Consider the following 18,568-nt stretch of genomic DNA (forward strand, 5'->3'; position numbering starts at 1 on the left):
GTAGGGTCTACTTACGCAATTCTACCACCCAAGCTGTGTGCGCGGGCACCTTCAGGGTCTTCAAGTCAGAAATAGCGGCCCCGCTCACTACCTCGGTTCCAGTCGAAAAGCCCTGTGTGCGCTCCGCATAGCGCGTGCCATCCACCGTTTTCTCCTCTTTGGTGTTGTTGGCAATGACCATCACGCACTCCCCGTCATTGTAGCGGAAATAGGTGTACACGCCATCCTGCGGCAGAAACTGCATGAGCTTGCCGCTCGACAGCACCGGGTGCGATTTGCGGTAGTTCGCCAGCTTGCTCACGTAGTCGAAGGCCTCACCAGCCTGGCCTGGCCGCGACACGAAGTAGTTCTTCTTGTCGCCGGCCCAGCCACCGGGGAAGTCCTCACGCACCTTGCCATCGGGGTCCGAGAAGTTCTTCATCAGCACCTCGGTGCCGTAGTAAAGCTGCGGTGTGCCGCGCAAAGTGAGCAGCCAGGCAATACCCATCTTAAATTTGGCGAAGTCTTCGCCAATGACGGAATAAAAGCGGCTCATGTCGTGGTTGTCGAGGAAGGGCACGTTGCGCGTGGCGTCCACGTACATCCAATCGCCCTGCAAGGAGCGATAGAGCTTGGTGAGGTCGCCGCTATTCAGCGCGTCGCTGATGCCGAAGCATATTTGGAAGTCGAGCACACCCGGCAGGTTCGACTTGAAGCCGTTAACGGGCGGAAAAATATTCTGCGCAAAAAACGCCTGCTCGGCCTCCGTGCCCTCCCAGGCCTCGCCAAACAGCGCTAGCTTGGGGTACTCCTCCTGAATAGCCTTGCCCCAGTCCATCAAGAATTTAGGGTCTGAGTAGGGGTAGGTGTCGATGCGGTAGCCATCGAGTCCCGTCGTCTCGACCCACCACAGGAAATTCTGAATCAAATACTGAGATACCAGCGGGTTGCCTTGGTTGACATCGGGCATGGAGGTGTCAAACCAGCCATCGTTGAATAGCTTATAGTCACGCTTCGAGCCGTAGGGGTCGTTGAGTGGGTAAGCGTTGTAGTTCGAGCGTGTGAAAGAAGGGAAAGCGTGAAACCAGTCGGCCGCCGGCTTATCCAGGAACAAGTGGTGGTAGCTGCCCCAGTGGTTGAGCACGATATCCTGAATCACCTTAAGCCCCTGGTTGTGCGCATTTTTCACAAACTGCACGTATTCTTGGTTGGTGCCGTAGCGTGGGTCTACCTTGTAGCAGTCCGTGACTGCGTAGCCGTGGTAGCTCGCCTTGGGCATGTCGTTCTCAATAATGGGCGTGGGCCAGATGGCCGTGGCGCCCAACTGCTTGATGTACGCAAAGTGGTTTTCGATGCCCTTGAGGTCGCCGCCGTGGCGGGCGTACATCGAGTCGCGGCTCATGCGCGGGGCGCGAGTACCCTTCACCACGTCGTTTTTGGGGTTGCCGTTCGAGAAACGGTCGGGCATCAGGAAGTAAATAAAATCGGCCTGGGTGAGGCCCTGCACCCGCGCCGGGTCTTGGTTGCGCGAGCGTAGCTCGTAATTGTAGGTAAAGCTTTTGTTACCCTTAAACTGAAGCTTGAGCTGGCCGGGCTGCGCCTGCGGGCTGATGGTGAGATTCACCACCAGGTAGTTGGGGCTTTCGAGCTTTTGAAATCCATCGAGCGTGACGCCGGGATAAGTAGCCAGGCTCACTTGGCTGCTGGCAATGCCGGGCGCGTTTACCAGCAGCTGCACCTTAGGATTTTTCATGCCCACAAACCAGTTGGTGGGGTCGATGCGGGTGATGGGTGCAGCCTTAGCAGCGAGGCGAGTGGGGGCCGCGGCCGGGCCAGGGGCCGGGGCGCCGGCCCACGCCATGGTGGGCAGCAAGCAGGCGGTCAGAGCAGCCGTGCGCAGCGAGGAAGAGAGCTGGGACATAGGGTAGGGAAGTGGGGAAGCGAAAAGATAATCGGCCAGGTAGCTAGCCGCTCGGCAAAGTACGGCAGGCAGCTTCGGAATCGTTTTCGGAAAACAACTTTTGCCCGTACTTGCGTCGCCAAACCCAATCTATACGTAGGCGCAAAAGCTTGCGCAAAGCTTTCCTTTGCATCCATCAACACCCCTAACCGGCAGGCTGCTACCTGCTTCATTCTTTCCCTATGGCATTTCAGTTTAAGGCCCCCGCGCCAGCCGCCAAGTACAAAACGCCCGTGGCGTACTTCTCGATGGAGTTTGCCCTCGACCAAGCCCTCAAGTCGTATTCGGGCGGCTTGGGCTTTTTGGCCGGCTCGCACATGCGCTCGGCCTACGAGCTCAAGCAAAACCTCATCGGCATCGGCATTTTGTGGACCTACGGCTACTACGACCAGGTGCGCGATGCCGACCAAACCATGAAGCCGGCCTTTATCGAGAAGAACTACTCTTTTCTGCAAGACACGAGCATCGTGTTCCCCATCATCATCCACGATGCCGAGGTGCACGTGAAGGCGCTGTACTTGGCGCCCGAGACGTTTGGCACGGCGCCCATGTTCTTCCTCACCACTGATATTGAGGAGAATGACTTTATCTCGCGTACCATTTCGCACCACCTCTACGACCCGGACACGGCTGCTCGCGTGGCCCAAAGCATGCTGCTGGGCATTGGTGGCGGCAAGCTGCTCGACGTCCTAGGTCGCCAAACCGACATCTACCACCTCAACGAGGGCCACGGCCTGCCGCTGGCGTTTTACCTCTACGAGAAGCACGGCCGCAACCTAGGCGAGGTGCAGAAGCGTCTGGTTTTCACGACCCACACGCCCGAGCTGGCCGGCAACGAAGAGCACCCCATGGCGCTGCTCCAGAAAATGTCGTTCTTCTGTGGCGTGCCCGAACAGGAGATTCGACAGGTAGCCCGTGTGGAAGGCGATTCGCTCAACTATACCCTCACCGCCCTGCGCTTTGCCCGCAAGGCCAACGGCGTGAGCAAGGTACACGGCCGCGTGGCCAACGAAATGTGGGGCCACTATGAAGGAATCTGCCCCATCATTTCCATCACCAACGCCCAAAATGGCACCTACTGGCGCGACCCGCAGCTGGCCGCCGCCCTCAAGGGCAAGGACGATGCCGCCCTGCTGGCCCGCAAAAAGGAGCTGAAAAAGGAGCTGTTCAAGACCGTGGCCGACCAAACCGGCACGCTGCTCGACCCCGAGGTGCTGACCATCGTGTGGGCCCGCCGCTTCGCCGCCTACAAGCGCGCCGACCTCATCCTGCGTGATTTTGAGAAATTTGAGAAGCTCGTGACCAACGACGAGCGCCCCGTGCAAGTTATCTGGGCCGGCAAGCCCTACCCGAAAGACCACGGCGCCATTGATATTTTTAACAATATCATTAAGACCACTAAGGACTTGAAACGCTGCGCCGTGCTGGTCGGCTACGAGCTAGGGCTGAGCGCCGAGCTCAAAAAGGGGTCCGACCTGTGGCTGAACACCCCGCGCTACCCCCGCGAGGCCAGCGGCACCAGCGGCATGACCGCCGCCATGAACGCCTGCGTGAGCGTGAGCATCGCCGACGGCTGGATTCCGGAGTTCGCCAAAGACGGCGAAAACTGCTTCATCATCGAGCACGCCGACGAGACGCTCCCCGAAAATGAGAAGGATACCATCGAGGCTAACACGCTGTACAACGTACTCGAGAAGGCCGTAGCGCTCTACTACGATAAGCCTGAGCAATTCACCAAAATCCGCAAGGCGGCGATGAAAGACGTGGAGCCCACATTCGAGAGCGGCCGCATGGCCAAAGAGTACTACGAGCAGCTATACAAATAGACCGCAGATTCAAACGGATTAAACGGATTTCGCAGATACGCCCGGCTGCGCTGGGCTGACTCGTTCTCTTTCGTTTTTTTGCGTTGCCCAAAAAGCCGCCTTTGGGCGGCTTTTTTTCGTATAACTGGGTAGCTGCAACATTGCCAGGCAATGGCAAAATCCTGGCGTCAGCTTAGTCAGCCGCGCCAGCGGCGTATCTGCGAAATCCGTTTAATCCGTTTGAATCTGCGGTCAATCAGTGGTATGTGTGGTCGATATACAGTAATCAGTCCTGCGCCGGCTTTGGCTAAGCGCTTCAATGCGAAAGAAGCCGCCGCGCCCGCGCCTAACTACAATGCCGCGCCTTCGCAGGCGCTGCCCATCATTACCAACGCCGCCCCCGGTCAGATTCAGCTCGTGAGCTGGGGCTTGGTGCCGGGCTGGAGCCGCGACCCGGCTGGCGGACCTAAGCCCATCAACGCCCGCGCCGAAACCCTAGGCGAGAAGCCCAGTTTCCGGCAGCTGCTGGCGCGGCGGCGCTGCCTGGTGCTAGCCGATTCATTTTACGAATGGCAGGCCACCGAGCGGGGTAAGATTCCGCACCGCATTTTGCTGAAAAGTGAGGAACCGTTCGCCTTTGCCGGACTCTGGGACGAGTGGGTCGATAAAGCCTCGGGCGAGGTGCACCCCACCTTTACCATCGTCACTACTGAGCCCAACGAGCTGATGGCTAAGCTACACAATCGCATGCCCGTCATCTTGCCCGGTCCCGAAGCCGAGCATGCCTGGCTGGCCGACGACTTGAGCGCGGCCCAGCACCAGCAATTGCTAGTACCCTACGACACGAACTTGATGCGCGAATACGCCATCACGACGCGGGTAAACTCGCCGGCCCATAACGACCCGGAGGTGCTAGCAGCGGCCTAGAGCAGGTCAGATTAAAACAGTACTCCTAGGGTAGCCAGAATGCTTAGTAGCACTTCGGCTGTCCTAGGGATACTGTTTGGCTTTACAGTCCTTCGATTTACAAAGTAGGTTTTACCTCAATGGAAAAGCTGGTGCTGCCTAGGTGCCCATCAGGAGTCATTCCTTGTGCTACCACCAAGTAGCGGCCGGCTTGGTCGGAGGTGAAAAAATCCAGCGTTTGTGGGTTGTTGGCCGTTAGGTTCACGGCGGGGTTCCAGTAGAGCAGGTTGCGCAGGTCGGGCAGGCGGCTACGCCGTAGGGCCTCAGTATCGTAGCGCGGGGCATAAAATTCGCGAGGTGCCTGTAGCAATTCGTATTCTTCGAGTAGTGCGCGCGAATTGAGAGGGTAGCCCGCTAGGTCGCCTTTATATGTTCTAAAGCTTACGACGCCTTCAAACATCTGCTGCCCGCTGAGGTAGCGGCTATCTACCACATCAAGGGTTTTTATTTTGAGCGGGTCGAAGGCCAGCAGTTGGTTGAGGTCAAAAACCGGTAGGCCATCGAGTAGCGTGAGCGGGTTTTCTTGCAGTATCAGGTGGCGCAGCCGGTCCGTTACCAAGAAGTGAAAGCCATCCTTGCGCTTGCGCACTAGCACGCCAGGCACGTACTCGCGCATCACGTCTTCGAGCGTAGAAAAGCGCGTGTAGTCGTCGAGGCGATAGTGCTCGGTAGCGCGGCCGTAGAAGGCTACCGTATCGAGCGGAACGGCTGTGTAGCGTGGCGACGTTGGAAAAGCTTGCTGCACTTGCGCCTGCAGCAGGCGCTCATTGAGCGAGCCAGCCCAGGGGCGCGTGAGCGGCGGCAGGCCGGGTGCAGCCGGGCCACCTCCGACTGTGAAAGGACTTAGCAGCTCTACGCGAACGGTGCTGTCGAGGGCCGGATTGGTTTGGAGCACCAGCTTGCGCAGGCCATACGCTTGGGGTAGCTCATACTGCACCAGTCCATCGGCATGGCTGGTAGCGCTGCTAAACCAGAATGAGTGGCCTGGCAGCGATAGGTAAGCGGGAATGCCCGACGCGGGAGCGCCCGTGCTCTGGCGCACTCGCCCTTGCAGCAGGTAGCCGTTAACCTCGGGCGGGTAGGCTACCGCGGGGGCCTTGCCAGCGAGTACGTCATCCCAGCGAAAGCGCCGCCAGCCTTGCGTCAGCATCAGGTTATCGGCCGCTTGGTCGGCTACCGCACTCGAGTCGCGCAAATAGTAGCCAGCATCTTCGATAAAGCCCCGTAGGTCGGCGGCCAGCAGCAAGTAGCTGCTAATGTCGGCAGGCGTGCTAGTGGCCAGTGAGTCGAGTCGATACACGGCCAGCGAAAGCGCGGCTGGTTGGGGGGCGCTCACTTTTAGCTGCACCTGGCTGCGCAAGCCCGCTACCTGGGTCGAGGCGCTACCCTGCACCGCCAGCAGTTGAGAAGGTGTAGGCCGCCGGAAATGCAGCCGCTCGGCCACCGGCTGCCGGCCGCTGAATAGCGTAAGGTGCGTGATGCCCGGTCGCAGCTGCCGCTTGTTAATGGTAAAGGTGGCCCGGCCATTGAGCAGATTTGCTTCGGCGGCTACCACCACTTGCTGGCCCGTATGGGCCAGCAGCCGCAGTGGCTCGGCAGGTCGGGTTTGCTTGGCTTGCACTGCCACCGAGAGCTCGGTAGGGCTCTTGTCGGTTACGCGTAGCGCAAAGCCTTGCTCGGCCACGGTGGGCAGCTTACTGGTGATGACTGCCCCGCCTGGCAGTCGTACGGTAGCCGTGTAGGCACCGCCCGCGGCAGTAGGGGTAAGCAAAAAGCTGCCTAGGCCATTGCGTAGCGTTTGGAAGGTGGCAACTGTGGCCCCGCTGGCTGTGGCTACAGTGCCGCTAGCAGCCACGCTGCGGCCCTGCCGGTCGGTGATTTTAAAGCCCACCCGACCTTGCAAGTCTTGCACTAACTGCCCACCCTCGGGGAAGAACTGTACCTCATAGGCCGGCCCGGACACGGGTGCAGTTGCGGGCCACGCTTGCTGGGTGTTCACGACCGTGATGGGGCACTGAAAGTAAAAATCGGGCCCGGCATTTTTCATCCAGTTGGTGTAGGCGCGCACCACGTAGCGCCCCGTAGCCAGCTCGGCCGGCAGCTCTAGCGAGCCCTGGCCCATAGCCTGCACCAGCCCGATTTTAGCTTGCAGTACGGGGCGCTGCGCAGCATCCAGCACTTCTACATACGCCACCTTGCTCAAAGACAGCGGCCGGTGGTAAGTGCCATCCACTGCATAAGCCTTAAACCACAGCGTTTCGCCGGCCACGTAGGTGGGGCGGTCGAGGTGCAGGTACAGCTGCTCGGTCAGCGCCTGGCGGCTATACTGCTCAAAGCGCTGGCTTAGGTCAGTGATGGGGTCGGCTGGTTGGGCGTGGCCGAGCGCGGCGGTCCCTAGGTGCAGCATCAGGAGCAAGCCACTGGCCCTGAGTAGTTGCGAGGTAGAAGAAGGCACTTAGTTCGCAGGAAAGAGAGTGGGAGAAACAGCCAGCCAGAAGTGGCCGCTACCAAAAGCTGGGCTTCGTGATGCTGCCGCGCAAACGGCAGTCTACGCACTCAGCCAGTGCACCAGAATAACCCGCTAAATCGCCAGTTTTCACACTATAGTAATAATCAATGGGTATGTAATAATTAGGCGTCTCGAATAGCTTAGTTTTAGGCACCGCAAGCGGAGGCATATATTCGGTGACGTCCTCATTTTGGAACTTACAGTCGGTGTAGGGGGAGTCGAAGGCCCAGTCGGCGGGCAGCGACAGCTCGGCGCGGTTGATGAAAAAGCGCCGCTGCTGCACGGTGTGGGCTCCCACGTAGCCCAGCACGGGCTCGGTGGTGGCGCCGCTGGTGCGGCGCACGTTGCCGGTGAGCTGCACGGGCAAGGGGTCGTTGACAGTGCCGATGGCCTCGGTGTTCTTGCGCAGCTGCTCGTAGTAGGCAAACTCCTCGGCCGTTTGGGCATACTGAGTCACGAGCACGCTGTAGCGAATCTTGAGGCGCTCGGCCCGGTCGGAGAACGAGAGGATGGAGTAGTCGAGCAGCGCATCCTGGCTGAGCTGAGCCGAGGTAGCCTGCTTGATGCCCGTGGGCTGCTCCGTGCGCCAGCATGTGTATATCGGCGTCGTGCGCGCACCTATCACCTTTTTATCAGGAAAGTATTCTAACGAGGACTTATAAGCGGAGTTGAACTCCCAGGTTTCGGCAAACTTCCAGCGGTAGTAGCGTGTCTGCTGCGTCGCATCGCGGGTATTGAGCAGTACGCGCACTTCATTATCTACCCGCCGCCAGCTGAGCTTGTCAATAGGCGGGGTGACCTTGAGGGGCACGGGTGCCGACTCGTAGGTGGCGGCGTTGGCGCCGGTGGTGCTGACGCGCAGCTGGTACTGGCCGGGGCCGAGCACCAGGCTGTCGGACTGGTAGAAGCCGGGGCTGCGCTCGCGCAAGGAGTAGCGGGCTCCGGCCGCACCCTGGATGTAGACCGTGGCCCGGGCCTCGGGCGTGGGGGCGGCAGTGGTGGCGATGTTCTGGGTGCGCGAGAGCTTGACGCGCGTGGCCCCGTTGCCGTTGATAAAGCCATCTACGACCAGGTAGCTCGTGGGCGCGCTGATGACTTCGGGAACGTAGGCATCAATGCAGCTACCTAGGGCTACGACCAGCAAGCCAGTTGCCGCACGAGCAAGCGAAGCAGGAACAGCCAGCGTGCGCATCAGAAGCGGAAATTATAAGTGAGTGTAGGAATGGGCTGCCCGAAAATGGAAAGCTTGTAGCCCTTAATCTGCCCGCCCGTCGACTGGAAGTAAACCGAGTACGGATTGCGCCGGCCCGTTAGGTTGTAGATAGAAACCGTCCAGGAGCTGTGGGCCAGCTTCTTGATGCGGTGGTTACCCTCGAAGTTGACGGCAAAATCGACGCGGTAGTAGTCGGGCACTCGGTAGGCATTGCGGTCCGAGTAATACACCCGGTAGGCATTATCAATGTAGTACTTGGCCAGCGGCAGCGTAATGGGGCGGCCCGTGCTGTAGTTGAAATTGAGCGAGGTGTTGAAGCGCCGCGAAAAGCGGTAGTTGCCCACTAACGTCACGTCGTGCGGCTTGTCGTAGTTGCTTGGGTACCAGTTGCCACCGTTTACCACATCGGTAGCGGTGTTCACCTGCACCAGCGAGCGGGCGTAGGTATAGCTGAGCCATCCATTTATCTTGCCCACATTCTTGCGCAGCAGTACTTCCACCCCGTAGGCGCGCCCGTTGGCGTTCAGCACATCGGTTTCGAGGTGGGGGTTTAGCAGTAGCACGGCCCCGCCTTTATAATCCAGAAAATCTTGAATGCGCTTGTAGTAGCCTTCTACCGAAAACTCGACCGTGTTGCGCTTGAAGTTGTGGTAGTACCCTAGGGCCACCTGGTCGCCCACCTGCGGCCGGATGTACTTGTCGCTCAGCTTCCAGCTGTCGGTGGGCGACACCACGGTGGTATTGGTAAGCTGATGCACGTACTGGCGGGTGCGGTTATAGCTGACCTTTACCGACGAGGTGGCCGTTAGCTCATACTTGGCCGAGAGGCGCCATTCGGGGCCGCCGTAGTTGGCCAGTACTTGGCCGCCACTGTAGTCGGTAGTGCCGGTTACGGTGCTCTCGCTGCGCGAAAGGCCTTCGATGTAGTCGCGCACTTGGCGGGGACCTAGGGCCTGGAAAAACGAGTAGCGCAGTCCCAGCACCACCGCAAAGCGTGGGCTGACGTCGAAGCGGTCGGCCACGTACACGGCGCTTTCCAGGGCCCGCTCGTGCTGAATGACGGTGGGTAGCAGCAGCGACTGTTCGCCCAGTGGCTGCTGGTTGCCGGGGGCCGTGTTGTAGAGCAGCGTGCTGGCCCCAAAGTCGAGCGTGTGCTTGGCGTGCCACAAGTAGCTGGCATCGGCCTGCACCGCGGCCTGGTTGATGCTGTAGTCGAAAGTAGACGCCGTAGACTCGTTGCGCGTCGTTTTTAGGTTGAAGCCGTAGCGGCTGTAGGTACCCGTGAGCGTGCCCGCTAGCTGCGGGCTAAAAGTGTGCTTCCACTTAAGCGCGGCGGCCGTATTGCGATACTCATAAATGGTATCGCTGGCCAGCCGAAACCGGTCGTGGCTGAAGTAGCCGGTGGCCGAAAGCGAGTTCTTGTCGTCTAGGTCGTAAGTCAGGTAAGCGCTTAGGTCGTAGAACGAAGCCGCGCTGTTTTTGAGGGTAGGGCTAGGCACCTGGTGCAGCAGCCAGTCAGAATACGAAGTGCGGCCACTCACTAGGAAGGAGCCCTTAGCGGGAGCATCTTCCTGGGTGCGTGGGCCCAGCGGGCCCTCCAGCTCCAAGCGGCTGGTCAGCAGCCCTATACCGCCCGAGCCGCCAAACTTCTTGCGGTTGCCCTCGCGCCCCTCAATCTCCAGCACTGAAGCCAGGCGCCCGCCGTAGCGCACCGGAATGGCACTTTTGTACAGCTCGGCCGACTGCACCGCGTCGGGGTTGAAGGCTGAAAAGAACCCGAACAAGTGGGCCGGGTTGTAGATGGTGGCGCCATTAAATAGCACCAGGTTTTGGTCGGTGCCGCCGCCGCGCACGCTAAAGCCCGTGCTGCCCTCGCCAATGGTCTTTACGCCAGGCAGCGCCGTCACCACCCGCAAGATGTCCGCCTCGCCAAACACCGTGGGCACTTGCTTGATGACCTTGATATCCAGCTTCTGCACGCCCATTTGCATGCCGCGCACGTTGCCCTCCTTCTGGCCCTGCACCACTACCTCGCGTAGCGAGGTCACGTCAGACAACACTTCTAGGTCGAGGCGGCCGCTGGCGTGCACCCAAATTTGCCGCCGCGTGGGGCGGATACCTAGGCCGCGGATATTAAGGTTGTAGCGGCCCACTGGTAGCGTAAGCGAGTATGCCCCTTTCGCGTCGGTAGCCGTGCCAATGTTCGGAGAATCTATAAAGACTGCCACACCCGGCACGGGTTCCTTGCTGGTGCGCACCACACCCGTTATCGTGGCCCGGTTGCCAGCGGGCGCCGCCTGCCGCGGCCCTATCTCATACACTCTGAACTCGGACGTGCCCACTTCGGAGGGCCGGCTAGTGCGAGCCGGCGCCTGCCCCTCTCCGGCAACAACCGGCGGCGGGCTGCCGCTGACCGGCGCCGCCGGGAAAAACTCATCGGGCAGGCGCGTTTGCAGCGGATACTCGTGGGTAATGAATACTCGGTTGGTAGCTTCGTCGACGGCGAAGCGCAGCGTAGAATGCTCAAAAATCTGCCGCAGCACCGCCACCAGCGGCAGGTCATTGGCCTGCACTCGCACCGTGACACTGTCCAGCGCCGCCGGGTCGAAAAAAAACCGATAAGGCGTCTGGGCCTCTACACGCTGTGCAAACTGCTCGAAGCGCAGGTTGCGAAAGTCACCGCTGATGGGCGGCGAGCTTTGCTGAGCGAAGGTAGGGTAGCTACCAGCCAATAGTCCGGCCAGCAAAATGCCAAAGTAAAGTCGGGTCATAGCAAGCAAACAGGAAGAGCAGAAAACCACAGGCGCCAGCCCTCGGCTGCCCGCGCAGGGACGGCCGAGGGCTGGCGCCTAGGGCAGGGTGTAGTAGTAGCGGAGAGCTTTCAGGGCCGACGCCTCGCGCTGTGCGGCCGAAAAGCGTAATTTTTGCTGGCGGGCATAGCGCTGCACCTCAGTTCGATGGGCGGGTAGCAGGGCCAGCAGGTCTTTCAGGCGGCCTACTTCTACCGCGGTGCTACCCGAGCGGGCAATAAGCTTATCAATCTGCCTGAACTTGAAGACCAAGCTCTGGTTGTCGGTAGTTTGCTGCAGGTATTTGACGTGGCGGGCCAGCAGGTTCACCGGCCCTGGTTGCAACAGTTCATAAAAGCCAGTGCGTAGCAGAGCGCTCGCCGAGGAGTCGCCCAGCACGTGGATGAAGCGCCGGTCTTGAATAGAAAAGTCAGTAAGCGCTTCTGGCACCAACATGATGTTGGCCACCTGATTGGGGTAAGTCAGCACCACCCGGTCGAGCACTATGTCGTAGCGCAGCGGCACTTGCTGAAAGTAAGCGTTGCGATACGTAACGGTACCAAGCTGCGGCTCATTGCTCACAAAAAACTGGTGCCCAATGGCGCCCGGCTTGGTGGGGTCTACGTACTCGGGGCCGCTGAATAATACCGACTCTGCCTGCGTGGCCTTGGTATAGTGCTGCGTAGCGGCCTCCACCGCCGCGGCCAGAGCTACTGAGTCGGCGGCAGTTGGGGCCTGCGCCCATGTATGATAGGGCAGGGCCAAAGCCAGGCAGCAGGCGCCCATACGCAGTAGTCGGTGCATCATGCAAAAGCTAAAAAAGGCGGAACTGCCACGTTTTAGCTTTGCCCAGCTAGGGCGGCCTCCTAAAACTGACTGCGCAATATATTCACAGAAAGCTCACGGCTAGCCTATGCCTTACACACGCGCCCTAGGTATTATTATAACTATAGGTAAGCAAAAAGCTTCTTTTGTAACTGCCCATGTCCCAACTGCGCTGATAGCTAGTGAGTACCTAGGCTATAGGCTTAGCTTTATTACATGGGCTGCGCCTGCGCAAGTTTCTGGTAGTAAGCGCAAAAGTCGGTGAGCGGACACACGCTGCACTTGGGCGTGCGGGCCACGCAGATGTAGCGGCCGTGCAAAATCAGCCAGTGGTGCGCTTTGGGTATCAGCTCCTGGGGGGTGTACTTCACGAGACCTTTCTCCACGGCTAGCGGCGTGGTGGCCGTCTTGGGTACCAGCCCTAGGCGGTGCGATACCCGAAACACGTGCGTATCCACGGCCATGGCGGGCTGGTTGTAGATAACCGATACCACCACGTTGGCCGTTTTGCGGCCCACGCCTGGCAGGCGCTGCAGCTCCTCAATAGTGCTAGGTACCTCACCTCCAAACTCCTCCGTAAGCAGCTTCCCTAGGCCGGCCAGGTGCTTGGCCTTATTGTTGGGGTATGAGACGCTACGGATAAACGGAAAAATATCATCGGCTGAGGCAGCGCCTAGCTCGGCGGCGGTCGGAAACTGCTCTAGCAGCGCGGGCATCACCTGGTTCACGCGCTTGTCGGTGCACTGCGCGCTCAGCACCACGGCCACAATCAGCTCGTAGGGGTTGCGGTAGGCCAGCTCGGTGCGCGGCTCGGGGTAGTGCGTAGTGAAATAGTCGAGAAACCGACGAAACCGTTCGGGGCGAGTCATACCTAATGCAGAAAGTGCGCAAACTACGCGCACGCCAACATGCGATGCCTATTCTGCGGGGCAGGTAGGCACGCGTAGTTGCGAGGCTGTAATCAGCGCACTTCCCGTAAGTTAATTAGCGTAAAAATGTTCGCGAATATTGGAGGATGTTAGCGGTGGTAGATGCTTTAGGTTCGCGGGCTAGGCCGTTAAGCGCTTGCTGCGCAAGAAGTAAATCGGCACACGCTACTGCCAGCTCGGGGTCATGCAGTAGCGCGTCTTCGACTTCATGTTGTTCGTCAGCTGGCAATTCGTTGTACACGTAGCGAAGCAGCGTCGGGTGGGGTACTGTTTGTATCATACAAAAGGGAATGTGCGGCCATTTTCTTCCGCAAATTGATTAGCGCATAGCGCATCCGGCCTAGGGCCGTATTGATGCTGACGCCGGTTGCGTCGGCAATTTCCTGAAAGCTCATATCGCCGTAGTGGCGCATGAGGAGTACTTCCTTTTGCGCAGCCGGCAGCTCCTGAATGAGCTGACGCAGTTGTGCATGGCTTTCCTCGCGGCCGAGTATATCGTCGGCCGGCTCTTCTGAAAGGTGTAACGAATTAGCGAGCCCGATGTTGTCATCGAGGCTCGTTTGAGGCGCTCTTTTTGCGCGCCGAAAGGCATCGATAGCTAGGTTATGGGCAATGCGGCAGAGCCACGAGGCAAATTTGCCTTCGTCTTGGTAACGTCCGCTTTTGAGGGTGTGGATGGCCTTAATGAAGGTATCCTGGGTGAGGTCGTCGGCGACATCCTGGTCGCGCACGACGAGGTGGATAGTCGTGAAGACCCGCGCCTGGTGGCGCTGGAGCAGCTGGGCAAAGGCCGACTCGTGGCCAGCCAGGTAAAGGGCGATGAGCGCGGAATCGCTCGGCTGCATGGGTTCCATAAAGGACTACGGGTTAGGAGAACGTAGAGCTTAGGTCGATAGTATGCAGCTAAGGGTAAAAAAGAGGAGTGAGCAGTAGATGAAGCCCGCGATAATCGAGCCAAATGTAGCAGACTAGCCGCGAGTAATGCAAGGGCGGTAGTGAGCGCGCAAAAAATATTATCTCTGAAATCTAGGATAGCTGCGACGCTAGTCCAAGCTCCGAGCACTACCCCGATGCAGCCAGCAGGTAAGCCGTGTGGGCAGTGCCGGGTAGCTTAAGCACGAAGTAGTTAGTCGCGCCAGCTATTACCTAGGTGCCTGGGCGGAGCTAGTGCAAGTTAAGCACGCGGCTGCTAATTACAAAGCCGCTTCTGACCTAAATGACCGCTTGCCAAGGCCACGCGTATAAACGGCCGGCCCAAGGCCCCGGCAGGTCGGGGCCCTAGGAGCCGCCTTTGCTGTGCTTACGTACCTCGCGCTTCACTACTGGGCCGGCGCCGGCCACGAATTCGACACCTTACAAAGCCAGTTGCCAGCTGATACAGCATTCCTGGCGCCCGACTTGCCGGGCTTTGGGGCGCAGGAGGCACCCGCGGGCTTCGACTACTCGGTGGGGGCATACACTGACTGGGTAGCTAACCTAGTGGCGACGCATAAGCTAGAAGAGTACGTGCTGATTGGGCACAGCATGGGCGGCAAAATCGCGCTGGCGCTGGCTGCCCGCCAGCCGGCGGGGCTGCGTGGGCTGGTGCTGCTGTCGCCCTCGCCCCCCACGCCCGAGCCCATCAGCAACGAGGACCGGAAGGCGAGCCTGGCTGCCTATGGCCAGCGCCTCGAAGCCGAAAAAACGGCGACTAAAATCATGATTCGCCCGGTGGCGGCCGCCGTGCGGCAGCAGGTTATCGCCGATAACCTCCGCTCTAGCCAGGCGGCCTGGGACGCTTGGCTAGAGCGTGGCTCGAAGGAAGATATCTCAGCCCTCATGCCCGCTATTCAGGTGCCGTGCTGCTTGCTGGTGGGCGATGCCGACCATGCCATTCCGCTGGCTGCGCAACAGCAGCAGACACTGCCGCTGCTGCCCGCCGGCTCGCCGCTAGTAGTGGTGCCGGAAGCTGGCCACTTGCTGCCCCTCGAAGCACCCGATGTGGTGCGCGATGCTGTCTTACAACTCACTGCCGCATGACCTACCAAAACCCAGTGCTCGACGCCGATTTTCCGGACCCCAGCGTGCTGCGGGCGCCCGACGGCTACTACTACGCTTACGCTACCCAAACCAAGCGCGCGGGCCAGATACTGAACTTTCAAGTAGCCCGCTCGCGCGACCTTGCCACTTGGGAACACCTAGGCGAGGCCCTACCTACCAAGCCCGACTGGGCCGCCACCAGCCAGCGCTTTTGGGCACCCGACGTGAGCCGCCACCCCGATGGCCGCTACCTGATGTACTACTCGGCGCAGCCCAACGACCCCGCCGCTGGCCTTTGGCTGGGCGTGGCCGTGGCCGACCGCCCCGAAGGCCCCTTTATAGATAGTGGACAGCCACTACTGGCGGGTGGGCCGGGCTTCGAGAATATCGACCCCATGCGCTTTGTGGACCCCGCCGACGGACGGCAGCTGCTATTTTGGGGTTCGGGCTTTGGGCCGCTGCGGGTGCGCGAGCTGGCCGCCGATGGCCTAGGTTTCGCTCCCGGCTCAGAAGCCCAAGTGGTAGTAGCGCCTAGGCCGGCGGCCGGCCCCACGGCCTATGGCCACCTCATCGAAGGCAGCTGGGTGCACTATCGCGCCGGCTGGTACTACCTGTTTTACTCGGGCGATAACTGCTGCGGCCCCGATGCGCACTACGCGGTGCTAGTGGCCCGCGCCCGCCAGGCCACCGGTCCTTATCAAACCTTGGCCCAGGCTACCGGCACCGACGGTACCATACTTACCGAAAATGACCGCTGGCAAGCACCTGGCCATAATTCACTCATTACCGACGACCACGGCCAGGACTGGCTGCTCTACCACGCCATCGACCGCCAGCAGCCTACCTTCGACGCCATCAACGACGAGCAAGGTTATTCGCGGCGCGTGATGCTGCTGAGTAAAGTAGACTATACCGAGGATGGCTGGCCGGTGATAAGTGATTAAAACAACTGTCCTTGCGAGGAGGCACGACGAAGCAAGCGCACCTGCTCAGCCGCGCCGTTCAGATGCAATCCCTTCGTCCTGTCTCCTCGCAAGGACAGTTGTAGCTACTACTCCAGCGAGCGGCTGCGGAACAAAATGTACCCTAGGTGCCCATACACGGCAAAGCGATGGTGCGGGTCGTCGTAGTAGGTGGCGTGCACGGCCAGCGGGCCCACGGGCGTAGTGAAGATGAGGCCCGTTGAGCCCGTGAGGTAGGGGCGGCTAAAGCCTTCGTGCAGCTCGGCCAGCTGTTTCACGTCCTCAAATTGATTGAAATTGACGTGCGCGTAAATCTCGGAGCGCCACTCAAAGTTGCCGAATACCGGCTGGTTGTAGCGTAGGCCCACCGCCACGTAACGCGGCGCCCGGTAATGGTCTAGAAACAGCGTGCGCGAATCGACCAGCGGCGTGAAAACCGGCGCGCTGGTCAGCGACGAGCGGTAGTTGAGAAAGCGCCCCTGGCTGCTGGCTACCAGCTCGCCAAAGTAGCCCCAGGCCTGCTTTTCGCCCTTCAGCGGTACGTAGCGCTCGTAGGCCGCCCGCAACTGCAGCCAGTCGTGGTGGCGGCTGGCCTCGGTTTGCAGCAGCGAGGTAGTGCCCGGCGTGTAGGCCTCAGTACCCGTGACGCCGCGCAGGCTTACCACGTAGCGGCGGCCTGCTATGGCATACTGCTTGCGATTGAGCGAGTTGCGGGCAAAGCGGATGGCTGCCGTGCCACCCTTGAAGGAGGTGCGCGCCAGCACATCGGTCGAGTTGACTTCTGCCGTATTCGAGTAGTTATCGACATTATAGAAGGCCCCTAGGTCGAGTACCACCCGGGCGCGGTAGCGCGGCGAAATCCCAATCTGGCCGCCCACCTTGGTGTCTTGCTGCCGAACCTGGGTGCTCAGTACATCGCGCCCCAGTAGGCCGCCCGTGTTTTGGTAGTCCCACTGGTTATACGTGATTTGGGGCTGCACAAAGAAGGGCACGCGCCCCGGCACATTAATGCGGAAATTGCCCTGCGCACCGTTGTAAAAGCGCCCGAGGCTCACGTTGGCGCCCACCGAGTAGAGCAGGCTGCGCAAGTATTTGAATTCGATACCGAAGTACAGGTTATCAATGGGCCGCGTGCTGAGGGCAAAGCCCACCTCGGCCGCCACGTTATTATTCTGCTGGGCATCTACCGAAAACACGTAGCCCTGTTGCGCCGCGTCGTAGCGAATGCGTGGGTAAATGTTGCGGAAGTAGTCGTCGGCGGCTAGGCGGTAGTAGCCCTCCTCTAGGTCGTCTAGACTATAGGTTTTGCCAGTTCGCCGAAAAAACCGCTCGGCGTAGCCGTTTTGGTCGGCCCGCAGGCCCTGCACCCGCACCTGCACAAAGCGTGGCGTAGGCGCCGCCTGCTGAAAGGCCAGGCGGCGGCGCTGCAAGTCCAGGGTATCGACGCGGCGCCCGATGCGCTGGCGAATGAGTGCCAGCTTGCGCTGGGTAGCCGTGTCGCCCTGCCCAATGAGCGTGCGCGCCCGGTCGAAGTCGGTAGCCCCGATACCCTCCAAGTTAGGTTGAATAAAGATGCCGTTGCGGCCTACGCTGGTAGTGTCGGCCACATTGGCACCTAGAAACACCAGGGCGTTGGTCAGAAGCTCGTCGTCTTTCTTAAACGGGTATTTAGTAAACGCCACATCGCCCACGTTCACCCCGATAATGATGTCGGGCTGAAACTCGCGGCGCATTACATCGGTGGGAAAGTTATTGTAGATGCCACCGTCGAAGAGGTAGCGCCCGTCGGGGTTGCGGATGGGGCGGAAGGCAAGCGGCACGGCCATGGAGTTGCGCACGGCATCGGCTAGGTTACCGGCCTTCTGCACTACTTGGGTGCGCGTAAAAATCTCGGCTGCCAGGCAGCGGTAGGGCACAAAGAGCTTGTCAAAATCGTAGCCGCTGGTAGCGCCGGCCGGTGCTAGCAGCCGCGCCAGGGCCAGATTGAGGTTGATGTCGTTCACCAGGTTGGGCACCACGCGGGCGTGCAAAGCCGAGTCGATGGCCACGCCCAGCCGCAGCGCTGAGGGGTCAGGCTCAGCAGTGAGGTAATTGAAGGTTTTATCCTGAAGCTGCTTGCCCGATACCCAGTACTGGAACTGCGGCGAAAGCACAATTTGCTCAATCTCGCGTGGCGAGTAACCCGCCGAGTACATGGCCCCCACCACGGCCCCCATGCTTGTGCCAATGATGTAATCTATCGGAATGCCATTCGCCTCAAGCTGCTTGAGCACCCCAATGTGAGCCAGTCCTTTGGCGCCGCCACCGCTCAGCACTAAGCCCACCTTTTGGGCGCGCAGTGAGGCTGGGCACCCTAGTAACAAGAGCAGTACACAAAAGGTAAAATGTAGTACTTTTATCATATAGTAATTTATTAGTATATTAGTGGCTCTCGCGCCTTACGCCGCAACCGGAAGGGTAGTTGCTCACAAGGCCAGCTGTAGGAGCTGCTATATCGAGTTTTTGTTTAACAAATTGATAATTAGAGTTAAACATATAGCCAAAAGTATCAGCTAGAAGCAACTCCTCAGCTTAAGCTGCGTTCTTTATACGTTCTACTCTAATGGCCTCCC

The 18,568-nt window shown here is 59.7% G+C and carries 12 protein-coding genes; 4 read left to right on the forward strand and 8 right to left on the reverse strand.

All coding sequences use genetic code 11. The annotated features are described in order from the left end of the window. Positions 1–7 precede the first annotated feature (7 nt). A complete protein-coding gene (locus JAO77_RS07535) occupies positions 8–1,900 on the reverse strand; it encodes an alpha-amylase family glycosyl hydrolase (protein ID WP_198989726.1) in 1,893 nt (630 codons plus the stop codon). A 221-nt stretch (positions 1,901–2,121) separates the two neighbouring features. Between JAO77_RS07535 and glgP the strand changes: the two genes are divergently transcribed. Both glgP and JAO77_RS07545 read left to right on the forward strand, forming a co-directional pair. Then, on the forward strand, positions 2,122–3,765 hold the full coding sequence (glgP, locus tag JAO77_RS07540) for an alpha-glucan family phosphorylase (RefSeq protein WP_198989727.1): 1,644 nt from the start codon (positions 2,122–2,124) through the stop codon (positions 3,763–3,765). Positions 3,766–4,008: 243 nt separating this feature from the next. After that, complete coding sequence (locus JAO77_RS07545) at positions 4,009–4,671, forward strand: SOS response-associated peptidase (RefSeq protein WP_198989728.1); 663 nt, start codon at positions 4,009–4,011, stop codon at positions 4,669–4,671. 97 nt (positions 4,672–4,768) lie between these two features. Here the strand turns inward: JAO77_RS07545 and JAO77_RS07550 are convergent, their stop codons facing one another. The 6 genes from JAO77_RS07550 to JAO77_RS07575 form a co-directional block, all read right to left on the reverse strand. After that, positions 4,769–7,165, reverse strand: a complete 2,397-nt coding sequence (locus tag JAO77_RS07550) for a hypothetical protein (protein WP_198989729.1) — start codon at positions 7,163–7,165, stop codon at positions 4,769–4,771. A 49-nt stretch (positions 7,166–7,214) separates the two neighbouring features. Further along, positions 7,215–8,411, reverse strand: a complete 1,197-nt coding sequence (locus JAO77_RS07555) for a DUF4249 domain-containing protein (RefSeq protein ID WP_198989730.1) — start codon at positions 8,409–8,411, stop codon at positions 7,215–7,217. Continuing rightward, positions 8,411–11,203, reverse strand: coding sequence for a TonB-dependent receptor (locus tag JAO77_RS07560; protein WP_198989731.1), 2,793 nt, complete (start codon positions 11,201–11,203; stop codon positions 8,411–8,413). The genes JAO77_RS07555 and JAO77_RS07560 overlap by 1 nt, the downstream gene beginning before the upstream one ends. A gap of 78 nt (positions 11,204–11,281) precedes the next feature. After that, positions 11,282–12,028, reverse strand: coding sequence for a hypothetical protein (locus JAO77_RS07565; protein WP_198989732.1), 747 nt, complete (start codon positions 12,026–12,028; stop codon positions 11,282–11,284). Positions 12,029–12,258: 230 nt separating this feature from the next. After that, positions 12,259–12,915, reverse strand: coding sequence for an endonuclease III (gene nth / locus JAO77_RS07570; RefSeq protein WP_198989733.1), 657 nt, complete (start codon positions 12,913–12,915; stop codon positions 12,259–12,261). Positions 12,916–13,193: 278 nt separating this feature from the next. Continuing rightward, positions 13,194–13,829, reverse strand: a complete 636-nt coding sequence (locus JAO77_RS07575) for an RNA polymerase sigma factor (protein ID WP_198989734.1) — start codon at positions 13,827–13,829, stop codon at positions 13,194–13,196. A gap of 442 nt (positions 13,830–14,271) precedes the next feature. Here JAO77_RS07575 and JAO77_RS07580 point away from each other — a divergent pair, with 442 nt between their 5' ends. Next, positions 14,272–14,994: an alpha/beta fold hydrolase gene (locus tag JAO77_RS07580; RefSeq protein ID WP_198989735.1), complete on the forward strand. Its 723-nt coding sequence runs from the start codon at positions 14,272–14,274 to the stop codon at positions 14,992–14,994. Continuing rightward, complete coding sequence (locus JAO77_RS07585; protein WP_198989736.1) at positions 14,991–15,938, forward strand: glycoside hydrolase family 43 protein; 948 nt, start codon at positions 14,991–14,993, stop codon at positions 15,936–15,938. The genes JAO77_RS07580 and JAO77_RS07585 overlap by 4 nt, the downstream gene beginning before the upstream one ends. 107 nt (positions 15,939–16,045) lie before the next feature. Here the strand turns inward: JAO77_RS07585 and JAO77_RS07590 are convergent, their stop codons facing one another. Continuing rightward, positions 16,046–18,358 (reverse strand): patatin-like phospholipase family protein, encoded by a 2,313-nt coding sequence (locus JAO77_RS07590; RefSeq protein ID WP_198989737.1) that lies wholly within the window; start codon positions 18,356–18,358, stop codon positions 16,046–16,048. Positions 18,359–18,568: the final 210 nt, after the last annotated feature.

Source organism: Hymenobacter sp. BT559 (assembly GCF_016427535.1).
Taxonomy (GTDB): Bacteria; Bacteroidota; Bacteroidia; order Cytophagales; family Hymenobacteraceae; genus Hymenobacter.